14 protein-coding genes are annotated in these 18,863 nt (G+C 27.6%); 13 read left to right on the forward strand and 1 reads right to left on the reverse strand.

The window, feature by feature from the left end; translation table 11 throughout:
• Nucleotides 1–85 precede the first annotated feature (85 nt).
• The 13 genes from ACQRD5_RS07205 (at nucleotide 86) to ACQRD5_RS07265 (ending at nucleotide 18,225) form a co-directional block, all read left to right on the forward strand.
• The gene (locus ACQRD5_RS07205) at nucleotides 86–436 is read left to right on the forward strand and encodes a hypothetical protein (RefSeq protein WP_427746653.1); all 351 of its coding nucleotides are present in this window, start codon (nucleotides 86–88) and stop codon (nucleotides 434–436) included.
• A 119-nt stretch (nucleotides 437–555) separates the two neighbouring features.
• A complete protein-coding gene (locus ACQRD5_RS07210) occupies nucleotides 556–1,617 on the forward strand; it encodes an efflux RND transporter periplasmic adaptor subunit (RefSeq protein ID WP_291626921.1) in 1,062 nt (353 codons plus the stop codon).
• A 1-nt stretch (nucleotide 1,618) separates the two neighbouring features.
• Entirely contained in the window at nucleotides 1,619–2,299 is a 681-nt protein-coding gene (locus tag ACQRD5_RS07215) for an ABC transporter ATP-binding protein (RefSeq protein ID WP_291626923.1), read from the forward strand.
• Nucleotides 2,289–3,497, forward strand: a complete 1,209-nt coding sequence (locus tag ACQRD5_RS07220) for an ABC transporter permease (RefSeq protein ID WP_291626926.1) — start codon at nucleotides 2,289–2,291, stop codon at nucleotides 3,495–3,497. Before ACQRD5_RS07215 ends, ACQRD5_RS07220 begins: the two co-directional genes overlap by 11 nt.
• Before the next feature lie 468 nt (nucleotides 3,498–3,965).
• Nucleotides 3,966–5,486, forward strand: coding sequence for an InlB B-repeat-containing protein (locus tag ACQRD5_RS07225; RefSeq protein ID WP_291626928.1), 1,521 nt, complete (start codon nucleotides 3,966–3,968; stop codon nucleotides 5,484–5,486).
• 342 nt (nucleotides 5,487–5,828) lie between these two features.
• Entirely contained in the window at nucleotides 5,829–8,252 is a 2,424-nt protein-coding gene (locus ACQRD5_RS07230) for a hypothetical protein (protein ID WP_291626930.1), read from the forward strand.
• Nucleotides 8,252–9,175 (forward strand): ABC transporter ATP-binding protein, encoded by a 924-nt coding sequence (locus tag ACQRD5_RS07235; protein WP_291626931.1) that lies wholly within the window; start codon nucleotides 8,252–8,254, stop codon nucleotides 9,173–9,175. The genes ACQRD5_RS07230 and ACQRD5_RS07235 overlap by 1 nt, the downstream gene beginning before the upstream one ends.
• Before the next feature lie 16 nt (nucleotides 9,176–9,191).
• Nucleotides 9,192–10,085: an ABC transporter permease gene (locus ACQRD5_RS07240; RefSeq protein ID WP_291626933.1), complete on the forward strand. Its 894-nt coding sequence runs from the start codon at nucleotides 9,192–9,194 to the stop codon at nucleotides 10,083–10,085.
• A gap of 4 nt (nucleotides 10,086–10,089) precedes the next feature.
• A complete protein-coding gene (locus ACQRD5_RS07245; RefSeq protein WP_291626935.1) occupies nucleotides 10,090–11,658 on the forward strand; it encodes a pectinesterase in 1,569 nt (522 codons plus the stop codon).
• A gap of 12 nt (nucleotides 11,659–11,670) precedes the next feature.
• Entirely contained in the window at nucleotides 11,671–12,654 is a 984-nt protein-coding gene (locus ACQRD5_RS07250) for an AAA family ATPase (RefSeq protein ID WP_291626938.1), read from the forward strand.
• A gap of 3 nt (nucleotides 12,655–12,657) precedes the next feature.
• Nucleotides 12,658–13,542: a DUF58 domain-containing protein gene (locus ACQRD5_RS07255; RefSeq protein WP_291626940.1), complete on the forward strand. Its 885-nt coding sequence runs from the start codon at nucleotides 12,658–12,660 to the stop codon at nucleotides 13,540–13,542.
• 12 nt (nucleotides 13,543–13,554) lie between these two features.
• The gene (locus ACQRD5_RS07260; RefSeq protein WP_291626941.1) at nucleotides 13,555–15,342 is read left to right on the forward strand and encodes a vWA domain-containing protein; all 1,788 of its coding nucleotides are present in this window, start codon (nucleotides 13,555–13,557) and stop codon (nucleotides 15,340–15,342) included.
• Nucleotides 15,343–15,354: 12 nt separating this feature from the next.
• On the forward strand, nucleotides 15,355–18,225 hold the full coding sequence (locus ACQRD5_RS07265) for a VWA domain-containing protein (RefSeq protein ID WP_291626943.1): 2,871 nt from the start codon (nucleotides 15,355–15,357) through the stop codon (nucleotides 18,223–18,225).
• 170 nt (nucleotides 18,226–18,395) lie between these two features.
• On the opposite strand, the gene ACQRD5_RS07270 is transcribed toward ACQRD5_RS07265, so the two are convergent.
• Nucleotides 18,396–18,743, reverse strand: a complete 348-nt coding sequence (locus ACQRD5_RS07270) for a four helix bundle protein (protein WP_291626945.1) — start codon at nucleotides 18,741–18,743, stop codon at nucleotides 18,396–18,398.
• Between the last annotated feature and the right edge of the window lie 120 nt (nucleotides 18,744–18,863).

The raw sequence follows: 18,863 nt of genomic DNA on the forward strand, positions 1-18,863 counted from the left end.
GGGAGTATAAATGTAAAATACAGTAGAAACTAAAAAGGCAGGGGCAGGAATTATTACAATGTCCGTATTATATTTATTTGGACAATTGTTTGTCATTCTGGGATCTTTATTTATTATTTTTAGCAAAGACTCTATAATTAGTTATTATGAGAGTATAGGATTAGGTAATGTAGCAACAGGAATAAATATAGCAGAAATGTTTATAACATTGGCTATATCAGTAATTATAGCTATATCAGTAATATTACTTTTGTTTAAAAAGCCTATTGGAGCATATATGTTTATAGGAATAGAAATTTTATCATCTATATATAGAGCAATATCTTCAGGGATAGGTATAGGTTCATTTATAATATTAATTTTCCCAGCTTTAATGATTTTCTTTATTTACAAGAAGAAAGATATATATTTTCCTAAGGAAGAGCTTGAAAATTAATTTATAAAGTTAAAAAAATATATTAATTTATTTTAAATTACATTAATAATAATAAGTAAATTTATAAGTATTAAATTTGGAGCTGTTTTATTCGGCTCCTTTATTGCATGGGGGAGCATATGAAAAAAAAGAAAATAATAATAGTAAGTAGTATATTTATAGTAGCTTTAGGATTAACAATAAGTGGAGCTTTATATGTTAAAAATAAGGCAAAAGTTGTAACTAATAAAGAAAACACTGTTGAGTATTTTACAATAGAAGATACTTCAGGATTAAAATTTAAGGGAAGTAGTATTATAAGTAACGAACAAAGAATAATGTTAGATTCTTCTAAAGGTGAAGTGAATGAAGTGTTTGTTAAAGATGGGCAAATAGTTGAAAAGGATACAGTTCTTTTTAATTATTATAATGAAGTTATTCAAGAACAGGTAGATGAATTGGAGAGGCAAATAAATTCTTTAAATTCTAAAATAGAGAAGGAAAAGGAAAGAGAAAGTAAGGCAGAAGCTTTAAAGAAAGAAGCAGCAGCTATTGCTAGCAATAATGAAAATCCAGCAAATTCAGTTTCAGTAGATCAATTAAATAGTGGTAGTATAATAGAAGAATTAAAAACTAATTTAAATGATGCTATTTCAAAGAGGGATTCATTAAAAGAAAAGGTTGTTAAACCTGTAATAGCAGAAATAAGAGGGAAAGTTTATATAAATAAAGAAGATCCTACAAAGGAATATATGAGAGTAATTTCTGAGGAGCCATTAATAGCAGCACAAGCTTCAGAGTTTGATGTTGATGAACTTAAAGTAGATAGTAAAGTCGATATTAAAATTGTAAGTAACAATAGTAAGGTTACTGGTAAGATAACTAAAATTGATGATATTCCTACTGTGTCAGTTGATCAAAAATCTTCTTTATATACATTTTATGTTAAGCCTGATGAAGGTATAAAAATTGGATTTAGCGTAGAGTTAACAGTAAATCCAGGTGAAATAGTAGTTCCTAAAAGCTCTGTTATAGAAGAGTCAGGAAAATTATATGTAATGTTATCAGAGGGAGAAAATAATAAAAAGGTAGAAATAACAGCTACTCTTAAAGATGATAATTATGTACTTCAAAATGATTCTTTAAAGGTAGGAGATAAAATAATGTTAAATCCTTCAGAAAATAGTAAGGAGGAAGTTTAATATGATAAAACTGAAGGGGATAAATAAATATTATACTTCAGGAGATGAAAAATTACATGCTTTAAAGAATGTAGATTTAGAAATAGAAAAGGGAGAATTCCTAGCTATAATGGGACCATCAGGCTCTGGTAAATCTACTATGATTAAAATATTAGGGCTATTAGATAAGGAATTTGAAGGAGTCTATTTACTTAATGGAAAAGAAATAAAAACCTTAAATGATGATTTACTTAGCAAGTTAAGGAATAAGAGTATAGGCTTTGTTTTTCAAGATTTTAATTTAATAGATAGATTAACTATTAAAGAAAATATAGAGCTTCCTATGTTATATATGGGTAGTGGAATAAAGAAAACAAAGAACAGAGTTAATGAGCTTTTAGATAAAGTGAATTTAAAAGATAAGATTAATAAACATCCAAATCAATTATCAGGTGGACAGCAACAAAGAATATCAATTATTAGATCCTTAGTAAATAATCCTGAGATAATAATAGCAGATGAACCTACAGGTGCTCTAGATAGTAAAACTTCTGAAGAAATAATAGATATATTTAAAGAATTAAATAAAGAAGGAATAACTATTATTTTAATAACTCATGATATAAATGTGGCTAATAAAGCAAATAGAATAGTTAAGATTTTTGATGGAGAACTTAAGGAGGCAGAGAAAAATGCAATTTAAAGTTTTAGTTTTTGCTGCTTTAAGAAATTTAAATAGGAATAAAAAAAGATCTATTTTAACTATGTTAGGTATAATTATTGGTATAACATCAGTTATTGCAATAGTAGCTTTAGGACAAGGATATAAAAATAAAACTATTAAAGAATTCACTGGAGAAAATGATGGAGCAGTTGTACTTATGGCTAATTTCACTCCAGATGATTATATGCAAAATACATCAAATGTGGAGTTTTTCGGAAACAAACATAAAAGTAAGGTTGAAAGCTTAGATTCAGTTGAATCAGTTGAATTTCAATATAATAATAATTCCTTTGGTGAATTAATGGAATTTGAAATAAGAGGGAAAAAGATTAATTCCTTAGTTAAGGCAGTAGATGATTTTAGTACTGAAGAAGAAGCCTTTGGAAGAAATTTGAAAGAAAATGATAACTTACTTAAGAGCAGAGTAATATTTATGTCAGAGCAAGCATTAAAAAATAGTTTTGATGATGTAGAACCATTAATAGGGGGAATAGCTAGTATTAATGGAATATCCTTTGAAATAGTAGGTATAAAAAAGGCACCACCAGAAGATGAAGTAAGTTTTTTTAATATGGGTGGAGATGTAAAAATTCCTAAGGAAACTTATGATAAATATTTTTCTAGTATTAAAAAAGTAGTTGGTTTAACTATTACTTTAAAAAAAGATAAAGATGTTAAAGCTAGCATGAAAGAAATAGAAAATACATTAAATTCAATTGAAGGTAATAAAATAGAAGGTAAATATGAAATTATAGATACTAGTGGAATAGTAAATTTATTAGGTGGAGTACTTAATACTATAACTACATTTATTGCTTCTGTAGCAGGAATTTCTTTATTTATTGCAAGTATAGGTCTTATGAATATGATGTACACAGCAGTTTCTGAAAGAACTAAGGAAATAGGTATAAAAAGAGCTCTTGGAGCAAGAAAAAGAGATATAAAAAGAGAGTTTCTAATAGAAGGAATATTAATTACTATAGTAGGTGGAATAATAGGATATATTTTAGGAATAATAGTTGCTAATATAATATCAGTATTCTTAAAATTAGTAATTACACCAAACTTATTTACAGGTTTATTAGCGGTAGTAATTTCAATTGTAATAGGACTTGCCTCAAGCTTTATTCCAGCAAGAAAGGCTGCTAATGCCAATACTATAGATATATTAAAATAGAACTTATATTTGTTGCAATTGTGGATATGTAGAAGAATGGATAGATAGTAAAGAGGATATAAGGAGATTAGAAGAAAAATATAATAAATAATATATAAGAAAATAGATTTTCATTAGGGAAAATTTATTTTCTTTTTTTATATCTAAAAAAAGACATTATATTAGATATGGTACGTTATATATTTATTTATTAATACTAAGATTAGATATTTTAATTATTTTAAGGAATAGTAGGAATATAAATCAAAAATTTTGTATATTTTAGAGTAATAGTATTGTTGTATATAAAATTTTTATTATAGGAACTAGATATATAAGATTTTTAAAATAAAAACATAATAGTAAATATTATGCAACTAAATTTTAAAAAGTTCATAAAAAATTAACAAAATTATTGAATATCACACAAATAGAATATAAAATTAAATAGAAAATATTTTTAACTATTTTATTATGAGGAGGAGTTTTATGAGAAAGAAAGGTATAAGATGTTATCGTTTACCTAAATTTCTAAGTTTAATAGTCGGAATATTCTTACTATTTGGCATGCAATCTATTAAAATTCAAGCTAGTACTACTAGCACTACTATTACTAATATCTATATGGACAAAGATATTAAGATGAATATTGACGGAAAAGAGGTAACAGGAAAACTTAAGAACAAAATAATAAGATTAGTTGATGTTAAAGATAAGACAAGATATTTTACTAAGACAATAGGAAATGAAATTTCTAGAGTTTATGATGGCACATATGATATTTATGATTTAACAGAGAAGAGAATTACTTCTACATCTCATTATGGATTAAAACCAAGTGGCACTATTTCAGCAAGTAATGGAGTTGTGACTAGTGAGACTGCTAGAATGAATTATTATAATGTAACATTCTATAAAGATATTAATGATACTACTAAACTTGTAGAAAAAGAAGTTGTTGCAGGTAATAAAGTATCACAACCAACTGATCCTTCAAAAGATAAACATACTTTTATTGGTTGGGTAGATAAAGATGGAAATGCATTTAATTTTGATAAAGCAATTGAAGGAACTACAGAAGTTTATGCTAAATGGGAAAAGAAATATGCAATTTTAGTTGTTGCTGGACAATCAAATGCTGTAGGATATGATGAGTCTGATGTTATAGATGAATCTTCTAAATTATATGAAGTGAATCCAAGAGTTAATCAATTAGGCCTATATGGTGATGATAACTTAAAAATAATTCCTTTAACTGAAACAGCTCAAAATTTTCAAGATATGAGAAGGATTGAAGCAAAAGGTATTCAATTACCTTTAGGAAATCTTTTATTAAATTATATTCCTGAAGATTATAAAATCGTTATAATTCCAGCTGCTTATGGAGGTACAGGCTTTACAACAAGTGCATCATTTGGACAATATGATCCAGTTGCTAAAAAGCCTATTAGTATAGATAAGGGATTAAGATGGGGAGTAACATCAGCTTATTATGAGACAATTAAAGGTCGTATAGGACATCTATTGGACTTAAATCCAGATAATTATTATATTGGAACTGTTTGGTGTCAAGGTGAACATGATGGAGCTAATCCAAGTGGTCATAAAACAGCATTTGAAGCTATGACAAATGACTTTTTTGCATACTTTAATGCAAATTATCCTAATCGTGTAGGTATAGATGGTGGAACATGGAGTAAAGATCAATGGTTTATCTATGAATCAGTACCATACTGGACAACTGTAGGTAAACATGATAAGGCTACAGGAGTTAAACAAATATTTGAAAATTATAAAGCGTGGAGCACAAATACTTATGTTGACATTGACTTTGGTGAAGATTCTAGACTTTTCACAAACGAAACAAATGGTGCAACAAAAGGTACAATTTATAGCACATCTGGAACACCAGCAACGCATTATGGAAATGGTGCATTTGCTAAATTAGTAGCTCCTAAAGTGATAGAAAAAATGGAAGAATCAGGAGTTATATCTAAAATTCAAAAGTAAAATTACAATAGATAGTAATTTGATATAGTAAATATGATATATAATTAATTTTATAATTATAGAAATTTAATAATTATATTTATATAAAACCAAAATTATTTATATAAATATACAACATTAATCCTTTTAAATAGAAAGTATCAAAAATATTCTTTATAAGAATATAAAAATTTCTATTTAAAGGGATTTTAATTTTTATATGTAAATTGAAAATAATGAAGCTTTAACTATATTTATTTAATTTATTTAAAGAAAATAAGAAAATCTTAAGGAATTGTTAATGTAAATTTCCATTATTTAGTCTAGAATAAAATATATAATAATGCAATTTAAGGGGGTTAAATGATGAGGACATTTTTAAAAAAATGCATAGTAATTGCTATAGTAGCTTTAATAATCTTTACTTTACCTATTGGAAATTCTATAGCTAAGGCTGATGCCAATAAAAATGAAGCTTATGAAATGAAGATTTCTTCAGGGATAGAAGGGAAGTTTAGAGCATTAAAGTATATTCCTGTTACTGTTGAATTTACTAGTTCTGAAAAGGATTTTAATGGCGAAGTAGAAATAAGAACAATTTCTAACAATGTTTCTACATATGATGCTTATAGTAAGGAAATATCTGTAGCTAAAGGAGAAACAGGAAAGGTAACTATACCAATTAAGATGGCAGAAGGTTCTAGTAAGGTTACAGTTAATCTTGTGGAAAATGGAAAGGTTTTATTTGAAAAGAAGAGTCTAATTTCAAATGGTAGAGTTACAGAATCAAATTTATTTATGGGAATTTTAACAGATGACCCAACAGCTTTAAGCTATACTGGAAGCATTTTATTTGATATATCTACAACAGGGTATCAAGGAGGACAAGGAACACAAGGAACAATTGAAAAAGTTCAATTAGATGAAAAAATAATTGGAGAAAATAGTTTAAATATAGATGGGTTAGATGTAATTCTTATAAATAATTATAATATGTCAAAATTAAAAAAAGAGCAATATACAGCTTTAACTTCTTGGCTAAATAAAGGTGGTACTTTAATAATAGGTGCTGGAGCTAATGAATCAAAAACAATTAATAATATAGATAAAAACTTTTTAGATATAAAATCAAAGGGAACCAAAGCAAAAAATTTGAAAATAGTAGATGAAAGTTTAAATCTTGTTTTTTCTGATTTAGAAGTTAAAGATGGAAAAGTTAAAATTGGAGATAATACAAATCCTTTAGTATATTCTGTTAATAAAGGTAAAGGGGAAATATTAATTACAACTTTTGATTTAGGATTAGAACCATTTATATCATCAAAGGACTCTAAAAGCTTTATTAAATCTTTATTATTAGAAGCTATAAATGATATTGCTACCACAAATTTTAAAGGTGTATATAACCAAGTATATTATAGGATAAACGATTTAACAAAATCTATTCCTATTAATGAAGTAATAGGAGTTAAATCATTGATTGTTGTACTTTTAGTGTATGCAGCTGTAATTGGAATAGTAATATATATAGTTTTAAAGAAGTTAAATAAAAGAGATTTTACTTGGATTGCAATACCATTAGCATCAATATTATTTACATTAATTATTTATTTTATGGGTTATAAAACAAGAGTAAATGATATTGTATTAAATCAAAATAATGTAATTTTAGTAGATAAAGATGGAAAAGGTACAGCTAAGGGATATTTAGGAATAGGAACAAAATATAAATCAGATGTAATTATTGAAAAGCCAGAAGATTTAAGTATGAATTATTCTACCATGGATTATTATTATTATTATGGGAATAAAGAAGAAGTTAGTAATGTACTGAGAGTTAAGACTACTTATAGTGGAAATAATTCTTATTTTACATTCCATAATAGTGATGCTTTAGATATGAAATCCTTTGAAGTAACTGGAAAAGAAGAAGTAATTTCTAAAATAGAATCAGAGTTTAATCTATCTGAAGGAAATCTAAATGGAAAAGTTAAGAATACTTTAGGATACGATATTAGTAGATTAATCTTAGTGGTAGGAAGAAATGTCTGGGATATGGGATCAATAGATAAGGATGAAGAAAAAGAAATTTCAGCCTTAAAAACATCAGGTTCATCAGGATTACAGGCTTATTCAGATATATTAAATCAAAAATATAATGAAGCAAGATGGAATAATAAAGGAAAATTAAAATCTGAAGAATTTAAAAATATAATGAGAGTTTCAGCTTTAATTGGAGCAGTTTCTAATGAAATTTCAATTAATAAAGATATTAAGTTAATTGCAATAACAGATTTACCAATGGACTATAATATTAAATTTGGTAAAAAGTCAATTTCTAAGTTTGATACAACAGCTATAGTTCAAGATGCAGAATTAGAATTTAAAGATAAAAATGGAGACTATAACTTCCCAGACGGATATTTTGAAGCAACTGTGGAGTTAGCATCAAGTAATGTTCATATAGATGACTATAATGGATATATTTACGGTCAAGGAGATGTTGTGTTTAATTATAAGATAGATAGCAATATAGAGGTTAAAGATTTAATTATAAAACAAGGTGTAGATAGATATGGTAATGGAAATCAAGATTCTGCTCAAAAATATATCTATAATTATAAGACAGAAACTTACGATAAGATCACTATGTCTCAAGGATTTGAAAAAATAACTAAATTAGAAAACTACATTAATAATAATACTATTAAAATTAAATATACTGTAGATGATATGAAGGGGCAATCAATGATTCCAATAATTACTGTTACAGGGAGGGAAAGATAATGCTAGTTATAAAAAATCTTGAAAAATCTTATGGTAGTTTTAAAGCATTAAAGGGCCTAAACTTAGAAATAGAAAAAGGAGAAATTTTTGGGTTTATAGGACCAAATGGTGCAGGGAAAAGTACTACTATGAAGATAGTATCTGGACTTCTTTCCCCAGATAGTGGAGAGGTATATGTAGATGGCATAGATGCAATAAAAAATAATAAGGCTTTAAAAGATAAGATAGGGTATATGCCAGACTTCTTTGGAGTTTATGATAATTTAAAGGCAATAGAATATTTAGAATTTTATGCATCCATATATGGAATAGTTGGAGAAGAAGCAAGGAAGCTATCTATGGACTTATTAGAACTTGTGAACTTACAAGACAAATATGATGCAAATGTAGATGGATTATCTAGAGGAATGAAACAAAGACTTTGTTTAGCTAGGTGCTTAGTTCATAATCCAGAACTACTAATTTTAGATGAGCCAGCCTCAGGCATGGATCCAAGAGCTAGATTTGAAATGAAGGGAATATTAAAAAATCTTAAGGAAATGGGAAAGACTATAATAGTTTCCTCTCATATATTATCTGAGCTTGGTGAAATATGTACTAGAATAGGAATAATTAAAAATGGAGCTATAGTTTGTGAAGGAACAGTAGAAGATGTTATGTTAATGGCATCAGGTACTGCCCCTATAAATATAACTGTTATGGATAAAGTTGAAGAGACTATTGGAATTTTAAAAGAACAACCAGAAATAAAAGAAATATCTGTTGATAGTAATAAAATAACCATTAACTTAGCTGGTGGTGATAAAGAAGCTATGGATATCTTAAAAAAATTAGTATTAAAGGATATACCAGTTATAAATTACAGTAAGGCTGCAGGTAATTTAGAAGAAGTATTTATTCAAATAACAGAGGAAAATAATTAAAAGGGGGAATTTTGATATGAGAATAAATCCAGTATTAAGAAATGAAAGTAAATTATCTGTAAGAACTCCGAGATTTTCATTGATGATATTGATATATATATCAGTTTTAGCTACAGGGATTTTAATATTTTATAATAGTTATAGTAGAGACATATATGCTTCAGGAATAAATCCACAAGGAGCAGTTACCTTATATATTACAATGGCAGTGATTCAAGCTATATTACTTATGTTTATAGTACCATCTTTAACTGCAACATCTATTTGTTCTGAAAGAGAAAAGCAAACTTTAGATATTTTATTATCAACAAGATTAACTCCACTTCAAATAATATTTGGTAAGCTGTCAGCTTCATCATTAAAGGTAATTATGTTAGTAATATGTACAATACCTTTATATGCAATTTGTGGATTAATTGGTGGTGTAAAATTAAGTAATATATTAATTTTAACAGGATCTTTTATTATAAACACTATATTTGTTGGTGCCATTGGAGTATTTATTTCTACTTACTCTAAAACTTCAAAAGCAGCAACAGCCTTAACTTATGCCTTAGTTCTATTTATATTTGTTGGGACAATAGTTATAGCATTTATTATTTTAACTCTTAATGCATACAGAGGTGCGTATAATAACAATATTCCTAAAATACCTATTATTGCATACCTAAGTCCAGCTACAGGATTCTTTATTATGCTATCTAACCAAGTTGGCTTTGGAGGAAATTCTTTTTATTTCATAGGTCAAATGGGTGTTAATAAATATGCAGATTATATTAGTATAGGAATTCAATTATTATTAAGTGTTGTATTTATATATTTTGCAGCTAGGAAATTAAATCCTCTAAAAGGAAGAATAAGATTAAAAAAAATTAGAAAAGAGGGTACTAAGAAAAAAGTAAAGGAGTAGAGCTATGAATTCTTTAAATAATGAAATTTTAACCTTTATAAAAAAGGCATCAAAAAGAATTAAAGCTAACTTTATAATTAATTTAAGCATAATAGGTTTAAAATACCTATTATGCTTAGTCTTATCTTTACTTTTAATATCTTTATTTATAACTATTCCATATATAGAGGAAGTTTCTTTAATAGTTTTATTAGTAGGATTAATAGCTATAATTATTTTTGGTTTTATTAAAGCTCCTGATAATAAAAAGGTTGCTTTAATAGTAGATTCAAAGGGATTAAAAGAAAGACTTACAACTTCTTTAGAATTTATTAATGATGAAGATAGTATTTCTATAGCTCAAAAAAATGATACTTTAAAATTTATAAGAAACTTTAATATAAAAGAAAATCTTAAAATCTCTATTGATAAAAAGCAAATCCTTTTGGTAATAGCCTTAATAGGATTATGTATTTTGACTTCCTTTATAGATACAAGTGCAAAAAAGGAAGCTAATAAGATTAGGGAGTTTAATACTTATCAACAAGAGTACATTAAAAAGGTGGAAGAAGAAAAGAAGAATGTGGATAAGTTAGAAGATTTATCAGAGGAAGAAAAGGAAGCCATAAAAAAGATATTAGAAGATGCAAAGAAGGAATTAAAAGAAAGTGAAAAAAAGCTTCATGTTAATAAAACCTTAGAAAGAATGGAAAAAAAATTAGAGGATGCAAAAGATAAAGCTAAAAATGATAAGAGTAAAGAAGCTATAGAAAATATGCAGAAAAATCTATTAGATAAATTTAATAAGGAAAAAGAAGAGGGAGCTAAGAAGGATTTAAATAAGTTAGTTAATGATCTTATGAAAAAGAAAGAAAGTAAAGACTTAGCAGAGGCAATTTTATCAAAGGATAAGGAAGCTTTGGAGAAAGCCTTAGGAGATTTAAAGAAGTCAATAGGAAATATGAGTTCTAGTGAGCTAAATAATTTATCAAAATCTCTTGCAAGTGCTTCAGAAGGGGTAGATGATGAAAATTTAAAGGAAGCTTTAGAAAATGCTTCAAATTCTGTTTTAGATGGAAAGCTTGATGCTGAAAGCTTAAAAGAAGCTATTGAAAACTCTCAAAATAATAGTGAAGGCAAGAAAAAAGATGGCAATGGAGAAGGAGAGAACTCTGGAGAAGTAGAGAACTCTGGAGAAAGTGAAGGTTCAGGCGAAGGCGAAGGAAATGGCCAAGGCGAAGGCGAAGGTGAAGGTGAAGGAAATGGCCAAGGTAATGGAGGTCAAGGCGGAACAGGCTGGGATACTGGTAGCAATGAAGGTAATGAAAATGATATAGATAATAAAAAGGGAGAACAAGTTTATATTCCAGGAAGAGATATTGGAAAAGATGAAAATTTAACTGGAAATAAAAATGAAAATGGAGATTCTCAAAGTATAGAATCACAAAATGGATTTAATTTAGATGGAAGTAAAATTGATTATGATAAAGTAATTGGAGATTATACAAATAGTGCTTTAGAAGGAGCAAATAATAGCAATCTTCCAGAAAGTCTAAAGGATCTTATTAAGGATTATTTTGAAGGATTAAACTAAGGGGTGAATACAATGGAAGTAAATGAGAAAGAAATGATAGAAATATGTGAAAAGATAAGAAAATGTGAAGAAGAAATATCTAAGGGAATAATAGGGCAAAAGAATATTATTAGAGAGGTTTTAATAGCTATATTTGCTGATGGAAATGTATTGTTAGAAGGTATGCCTGGAATGGGTAAAACTCAATTAGTTAAAACCATTGGTAAGGTGCTAAATTTAAAATTTTCAAGAATTCAATTTACACCAGATTTAATGCCAGCAGATGTAGTTGGTACTAATATAGTTGTTAAAGAAGGAGATAAAACCTTATTTAAATTTGAAAAAGGCCCTGTATTTACGAATCTTTTATTAGCAGATGAAATAAATAGAGCTACGCCAAAAACACAATCTGCTTTACTTGAAGCAATGGGAGAAAAAACAGTTACTGTAGGGAAAAAGACTTATGAGATGTCAAAGCCTTTTATGGTTCTTGCAACTCAAAATCCTATTGAGCAAGAAGGAACTTATCCACTACCAGAAGCACAGTTAGATAGATTTTTATTTAAATTAAATGTGGATTTCCCTAATTTGCAAGAATTAAAATCAATAATGGATTTAACATTAACAAATGATAAAACTGAAATTAATTCAGTTCTTGAAGGTGATGAAATATTAAAAATAAGAGAATTAATAAGAGAAGTTAAGATTGCAGATTCTGTTATGGAATACGCCTTAAAATTAATACTAGCAACTCATCCAGAAATAGAAGATGGAGCTGAAATAGTTAAAAAATATGTAGAAGCAGGAGCAAGTCCAAGAGCAGCTCAAGGAATAATTAGTGGAGCAAAGGTAAGAGCTGTAATGGAAGGGCGATTAAATGTTTCTTTTGAAGATATTAAGGAGTTAGCTTATCCTGTTTTAAGACATAGAATAATTTTAAATTTTGATGCTATAACTGAAGGTTTAACTGTAGAAAGCATTATAGGAACTTTATTAGAAGATTTAAAGGTTGTGTAGAACATGGGTGAAAGGTTATTTAATGAAGACTTTTTTAAAAAACTAAATAAAATTAATATGCATATTAATTTTAAACTTTCATCTGGCACTCAAGGAGGAAGAAAATCTAAGGCAAAGGGTGTCTCTGTTGAGTTTTCTGATTATAGGGATTATGCACCAGGAGATGACTTTAGAAGAATAGATTGGAATGCCTATGGAAGATTTGATAAGTTTTTTGTTAAGGTTTTTATGGAAGAAAGAGAAGGCGTATTTAACTTTTTTATAGATAAATCTAAGTCTATGGATTATGGATTAGTAAATAAAAAAGATACTGCATTAAAGATAGTGGCTGCCTTAAGTTATATTGCTTTGAATAATTTAGATAGGGTAAATATTTCTACTATGGATAGTGGAAATATAGAAAACATTAAATCTGCAGCAGGAAATAAGGCTTTTCAAAGAATACTTAGAGAGCTTGATAGCCTAGAGTTTAAGGGAAGTACAGATTTAACAAAAAGTATTAAAAAGAGGCCTTTAACACATAGAGGAGTTTCAGTTGTAGTTTCTGATTTTTTTAATAATTATGGTCTGAAATATTTAGAAGAAGCTTTAAAATATTTAGCTTTTAAAAAACAAGAAATAATTTTAGTTCAAATTCTTTCTGAGGAAGAAATAAATCCAGAGTTTAGTAATGAAATAACATTTATAGATTCTGAAACTAATGAAGCTGTTAAGATGAGTTTAACTCCAAATGTAATAAAGGAGTATAAGAAAGCCTTAAAAGTATATAAAAAATCCTTAGAAGATTTAGTTAAAAAATATGGTGGAAAATTTATAAGTGTTAGCTCATCTATGGAAATAGAAGAAATTATTTTAGGTGAGTTTAGTAAGAAAAGAGTACTTTATTAGGGGGAAAAGGTTATGGGATTTACTAATTTATGGCCATTGTTTTTACTGATAACTATTCCTCTTTTAATATTATTATATATATTAAAAAGAAAGTATAGAGAAGAAGTTATTTCTTCAACTCTTTTGTGGAATGAAGTTTATAAGAATACAAGGGCTAATACACCCTGGGAAAAACTAAGAAAAAATATAATGTTACTTTTACAAATAATAATACTACTATTATTAATATTTAGTTTAATGAGGCCATTTTTAAATTTTGGAGGGAAAACATATAAAAATATAATTCTAGTAATAGATAATACTGCAAGTATGGCTGCAGAGTATGGAGATTGGACTAGATTAGAGGAAGCAAAAAAATTAGCAAAGGAAGTTTTATATTCTACTAAGGATGATACAAATACTTATATTATATCCTTTGATGGAAATAGTAACTTGCTTCAAAATGGAGATTTTAATAAAGATATTTCAAATGAGGTTATATCATCAATTTCTCAAAGCTATAATACTGGAGAAATAAGTGAAAGCTTATCCTTTGTAAAAGCAATAGGGGAAGGGATAGAAGAGGAGTATGAAGTAATTGCAATTACTGATAAAGATTTTTCCTTAGGAGATGTTAATGGAAAGGTAGTATCTTTAGCTAATTCAGGAGTAAATGCTTCTATAGATAATATATCTCATAAATTCTTAGAGGATAAGGTAAGGGTAATTGCAACTATTACTAACAGAGGTTCTGGAGAATATTCAGGAGACTTTTCACTATATGATGGAGAAGAACTTATATCGGTAGAAACTTTAGATCTTAAAGAAGGTGAAAATAAAACTTTAACCTTTGACTTACCATCCATTAAATCTGAATTCTTAAGAGGAGAACTTTCTAGGAAGGATATGATTTTAGAAGATAATACTTATAATCATGTTATAGGAAAGAAAAAAGTAAATAAAGTTCTTATTGTTACAGAACAAAATTTATTTTTAGAAAAGGCCTTTGCTAGTATTCAAAACACTGAAGTTTATAAGACCAATAGTGCTTCTAATTTAACTAGCGAAGATAATTATGATTTATATGTATTTGATAATGTTACACCAGATATTATGCCATCAAAGGGAAGCATATTATTTATTAATCCTTCATCAAATGAATTCTTTAATGTAATTAATGGAGGAGAAGGTGGAGAAGCTAAGGCTGTTATTGGAGAAGTTTCAAAGTATTTGGAGGAAACTACTTTTACAGCTGCTAAATATAACTCAATAGAAATACCTTACTATGGAAGAGGTTTCTTAAATATAGATGAAGACTTTATAGGCTTTAAGGGAGAAGTTGATGGAAGGAAAATAGCTGCATTATCTTTTGATCTTCATAATAGTGATTTTCCACTTAAAAAGGAATTCCCAATTTTAATGTATGAGCTTGGAGAAAATCTAATTTCAAGTGGAATGATTTATAAAAATAATTTTAAAGCTGGTGAAAAAATTATTGCTAAAGGCTTATCTTTAGAGGAAAATATTTCACTAACTTACCCAAATGGAGATACTTTGGAGATTTCTTCTGGTGATGAGATAAGAGAAGATAATAATCTTGGAATATATAAGCTTGAAGATAAAGAAGAAAAAGAATTATTTTCAGTTAACTTTCCTTCAGAGAAAGAGGGAAATACAAATGTTAACAACATTAGTGAAAGTGAAAATATAGCTAATGTAAAATCAGATTTAAAGAGAGGTTTAAATATTTCTCCTTTACTTATAATTTTAGCAATGGCAGTAGTAGCTTTTGAGTGGATAATGTATAAGAAGGGTAATTAGGAGGTAAAGAATATGAAGATAGAAATAGGAAACTTATATTTTTTAATATTTATCCCAATAGTCTTTGCCTTTATGTACTATAGTTTAAAAAAATATAAGTTATATAATAAAAATGAAATAGTTGTATTTATAAGTAGGGTGATAATATTTACCTTATTAATATTAGCTTTAGGAAATATAACCTTAAACTTAAAAGGAAGAAATATTTCTACAGTATTTTTACTAGATGTTTCAGAAAGTGCTTCTGACTTTGAAGAGTCAGGAAAGGATTTTATATCTACAGCCTTAGAAAAAATTCCAAGTGGAAATAAGGCAGGTGTAGTTTTATTTGGTGACAACTCAAAAGTTGATAAGGTGCTAAATAGAAAAAAAGAATATAAATCTATTAATGAAAAGCCTATAGCTACAGCTACAAATATTCAAGAAGCAGTTGAAAGTGCTTTAAGTTTATTTGAAAGAGGAGGCTCAAAAAGAATAGTTTTAATTACTGATGGAGAAGAAAATCAAGGTGATATATTAAAAACTATTCCACTTATTAATGAGCAAAAAATAGATTTAAAAGTATATAAGATAACTGGTGAAAAAGGAAATGAAGTTTATGTAGATGGTGTGAAGGTACCAGATAATATATCTGTAGGTGAAGAATTTTCAGTATCTATAGATATTAAATCTAATTATGCAACCAAAGCTAAATTATCATTATTTTCTGGTAGAACTAAAGTTGGGGAACAAGAAGTTCAAATACAAAAGGGGAAAAATTCCTTTGTTTTTAAAGATAAGCAAGCTTCAGGAGGCTTTAAAGGATATAGAGTATTAATTGAAGCAGAAGAAGATACAAATAAATCTAATAATGAATATAGTACTTTTACTAATGTAATAGATAGACCTACTATACTTCTTGTTAATGGAATAAAGGCAGATTCTACAGCACTAGAAGAGATATTAGTGAATTCTGGAGCAAATATAAAGAAAATATCTCCAAGTGCATCCCCAAGTACTTTAAATGAAATGCTTGAATATAAGACAATAGTTTTTAATGATGTTCATAGAGATGATTTAACTAATGGTTTTATGGATAACATTGAAAGTTATGTTAAAGATTATGGTGGTGGTTTAATTACCTTTGGTGGTGAAGATTCTTATGCACTTGGTGGTTATAAAGATACAGCCTTAGAAAAAGTTTTACCAGTGTATATGGACAAGAGAGGTAAAAATGAAGTTCCAGCAATAAGTATTAACTTAATTATAGATAAGTCTGGAAGTATGAGTGCAGAAGGAGGAGGTGTAAGTAAATTAACTTTAGCTAAAGAAGCTGCTATGAAGGCTTTAGAAAATTTAAGAGAAGTTGATGAAATATCAGTTATAGCCTTTGATGATACTTATGATGTAGTTGTACCACTTCAAAAGGTTGGAGACAAGGAATATATAAAGGAAATGATTTCAGGTATACAAATCAGAGGTGGAACCTCTATATATCCAGCTCTTGAGCAAGGTTATAATATGCAAGTTGAAAGTAATGCAAAGATAAAGCACACTATATTACTAACAGATGGTCAAGATGGGTATGGTTTTGATAATTATGCAAGTTTACTTAAAGGCTTTAATGATAATAATATAACTCTTTCAACAGTTGCAGTTGGAGAAGGTGCAAATGCAGATCTTTTAGGACAATTAGCATCCATTGGACGAGGAAGAAGTTATTATACTGATATATACACTGATATACCTAGAATATTTGCAAAGGAAGTTTTATTATCAGCAGGAACTTATATAATCAATGAAGAATTTACACCAAAAATATTAAGTAATCACGAAATACTAGCGGGTGTAAAAACATCAGATGGTATTCCAAGTCTTCTTGGATATATTGGAACATCAATAAAGGAAAATGCAGTTGAAATTTTAAGCTCAAGTCATGATGAACCAATATTAGCAGCTATGCAATATGGAATAGGTAGAACTGTAAGCTTTACTTCAGATGTTAATGGACAGTGGAGTAAAAATTATTTAGCTTGGGAATATGGACCACAGCTTATAAAAAATATGGTTTACTTTACTATTCCAAAGTATGGAGAAGAAGGATATTTAAATATTAGTCAAGAAGGTAATGAAGCAAAGATAGAATTTTACAATGATAATATTTCAAAAGATGCAAAAGTAAAGGGAATATTTAATGGAGAAAATGGCGAAGAGGGAGAATTTGAGTTAGCTCAAGTAGAACCAGGAAAATTCTCTGCAAATGTGCCACTTAATTCATTAGGATTCTATAATTTCAATATAAGAGAAGAGGAAAATGGTGAAATAACTAATAACTATAAAGGGGCTTTTGCACTTCAATATTCAGATGAATATAAATTCAATACTAATGCTGAAAAGCTAGATGTAGTGGTAAAAGAAACTAAGGGAACTTTTATTAATAAGCCAGAAGAAGTATTTGAAGGAAAGCTTGAAAGAGAATATAAGAAAATCAATTTAACTACACCTCTTTTAATTATAAGTATCTTATTATTTATGCTTGATATAGCTTATAGAAGATTAAACTTAGACTTTATTAAGATATTTAATAAAAACAAGAATAAGCTTAAAAAGGAAAAGAAACAAAAAGAAAATTCAAATATTATAATGAAGGAAAAAACTAAAAATATAAATTCAGTTAAAGAAGACACTGCTATTTTAAATAAAGAAAACAAAAATAAGGATAAAATAATATCAACAGAAAAGAATGATATTAAAGATAATGTACAAGAAGATATAAGAGAAGAAATAGAAAAAACTAAGAAAGTTAAAAAGACTAAAAAACAAGAAACTAAGAAGGATAATAAACAAGGTTCTCTTGATACTAGTGCATTACTAAAAAAGAAAAGTGATAGAAAGAAAATATAAAGAAAATATAAGGGAGATGTTGACAGCATCTCCCTTATATTTTCTTTAGGTAAGAGGTAAGAGGTAAGAAGTAAGAGGTAATAACTCAGAGGCCCCCTCATAATGTTGGAGAATTTATCTCAATACAATTAGAAAGTTAAAAAGTAGTAAGGGGGAATATTAAAGTTTTATCAATTTCCTTTTATCGTGTTTAGTGATGAAATTAGCATCTTTTTTAGAGATAGGCATTTTACTTTTAAAATATCATGCTCATTAGATAAATAGCCTGTTTTTTCTAATATAATTAACCAATATTCTGTTTCTGAGGCCTCTTTTAAGGAAATATGTATTTTATTTATAAAATCAGCTTTACTAATAGAGTATTGTGCTTCATGAATATTAGCACCTATACTAGTTGCACTTTTAAGAATTTGTTTTGACATTATAAATTCTTTTTTATATGAAACAAGCCACTTGTAGTATTCAATAATTAATACAGAGAACTCTATGGATTGTTTAAGTAACTCACTATCTTTCATTATTAACCTCATATTACATAAAATTTCACAAGATATATTTTAAATATATCCTATTTTAAATTACCTATTCACTTTTATTTATAAATTAATTTTTGCGAAGCAAAAGAACCATAACTCTTA

Source organism: Clostridium sp. SGI.024 (assembly GCF_050315195.1).
In the GTDB taxonomy this organism is placed as follows: Bacteria; Bacillota; Clostridia; order Clostridiales; family Clostridiaceae; genus Clostridium.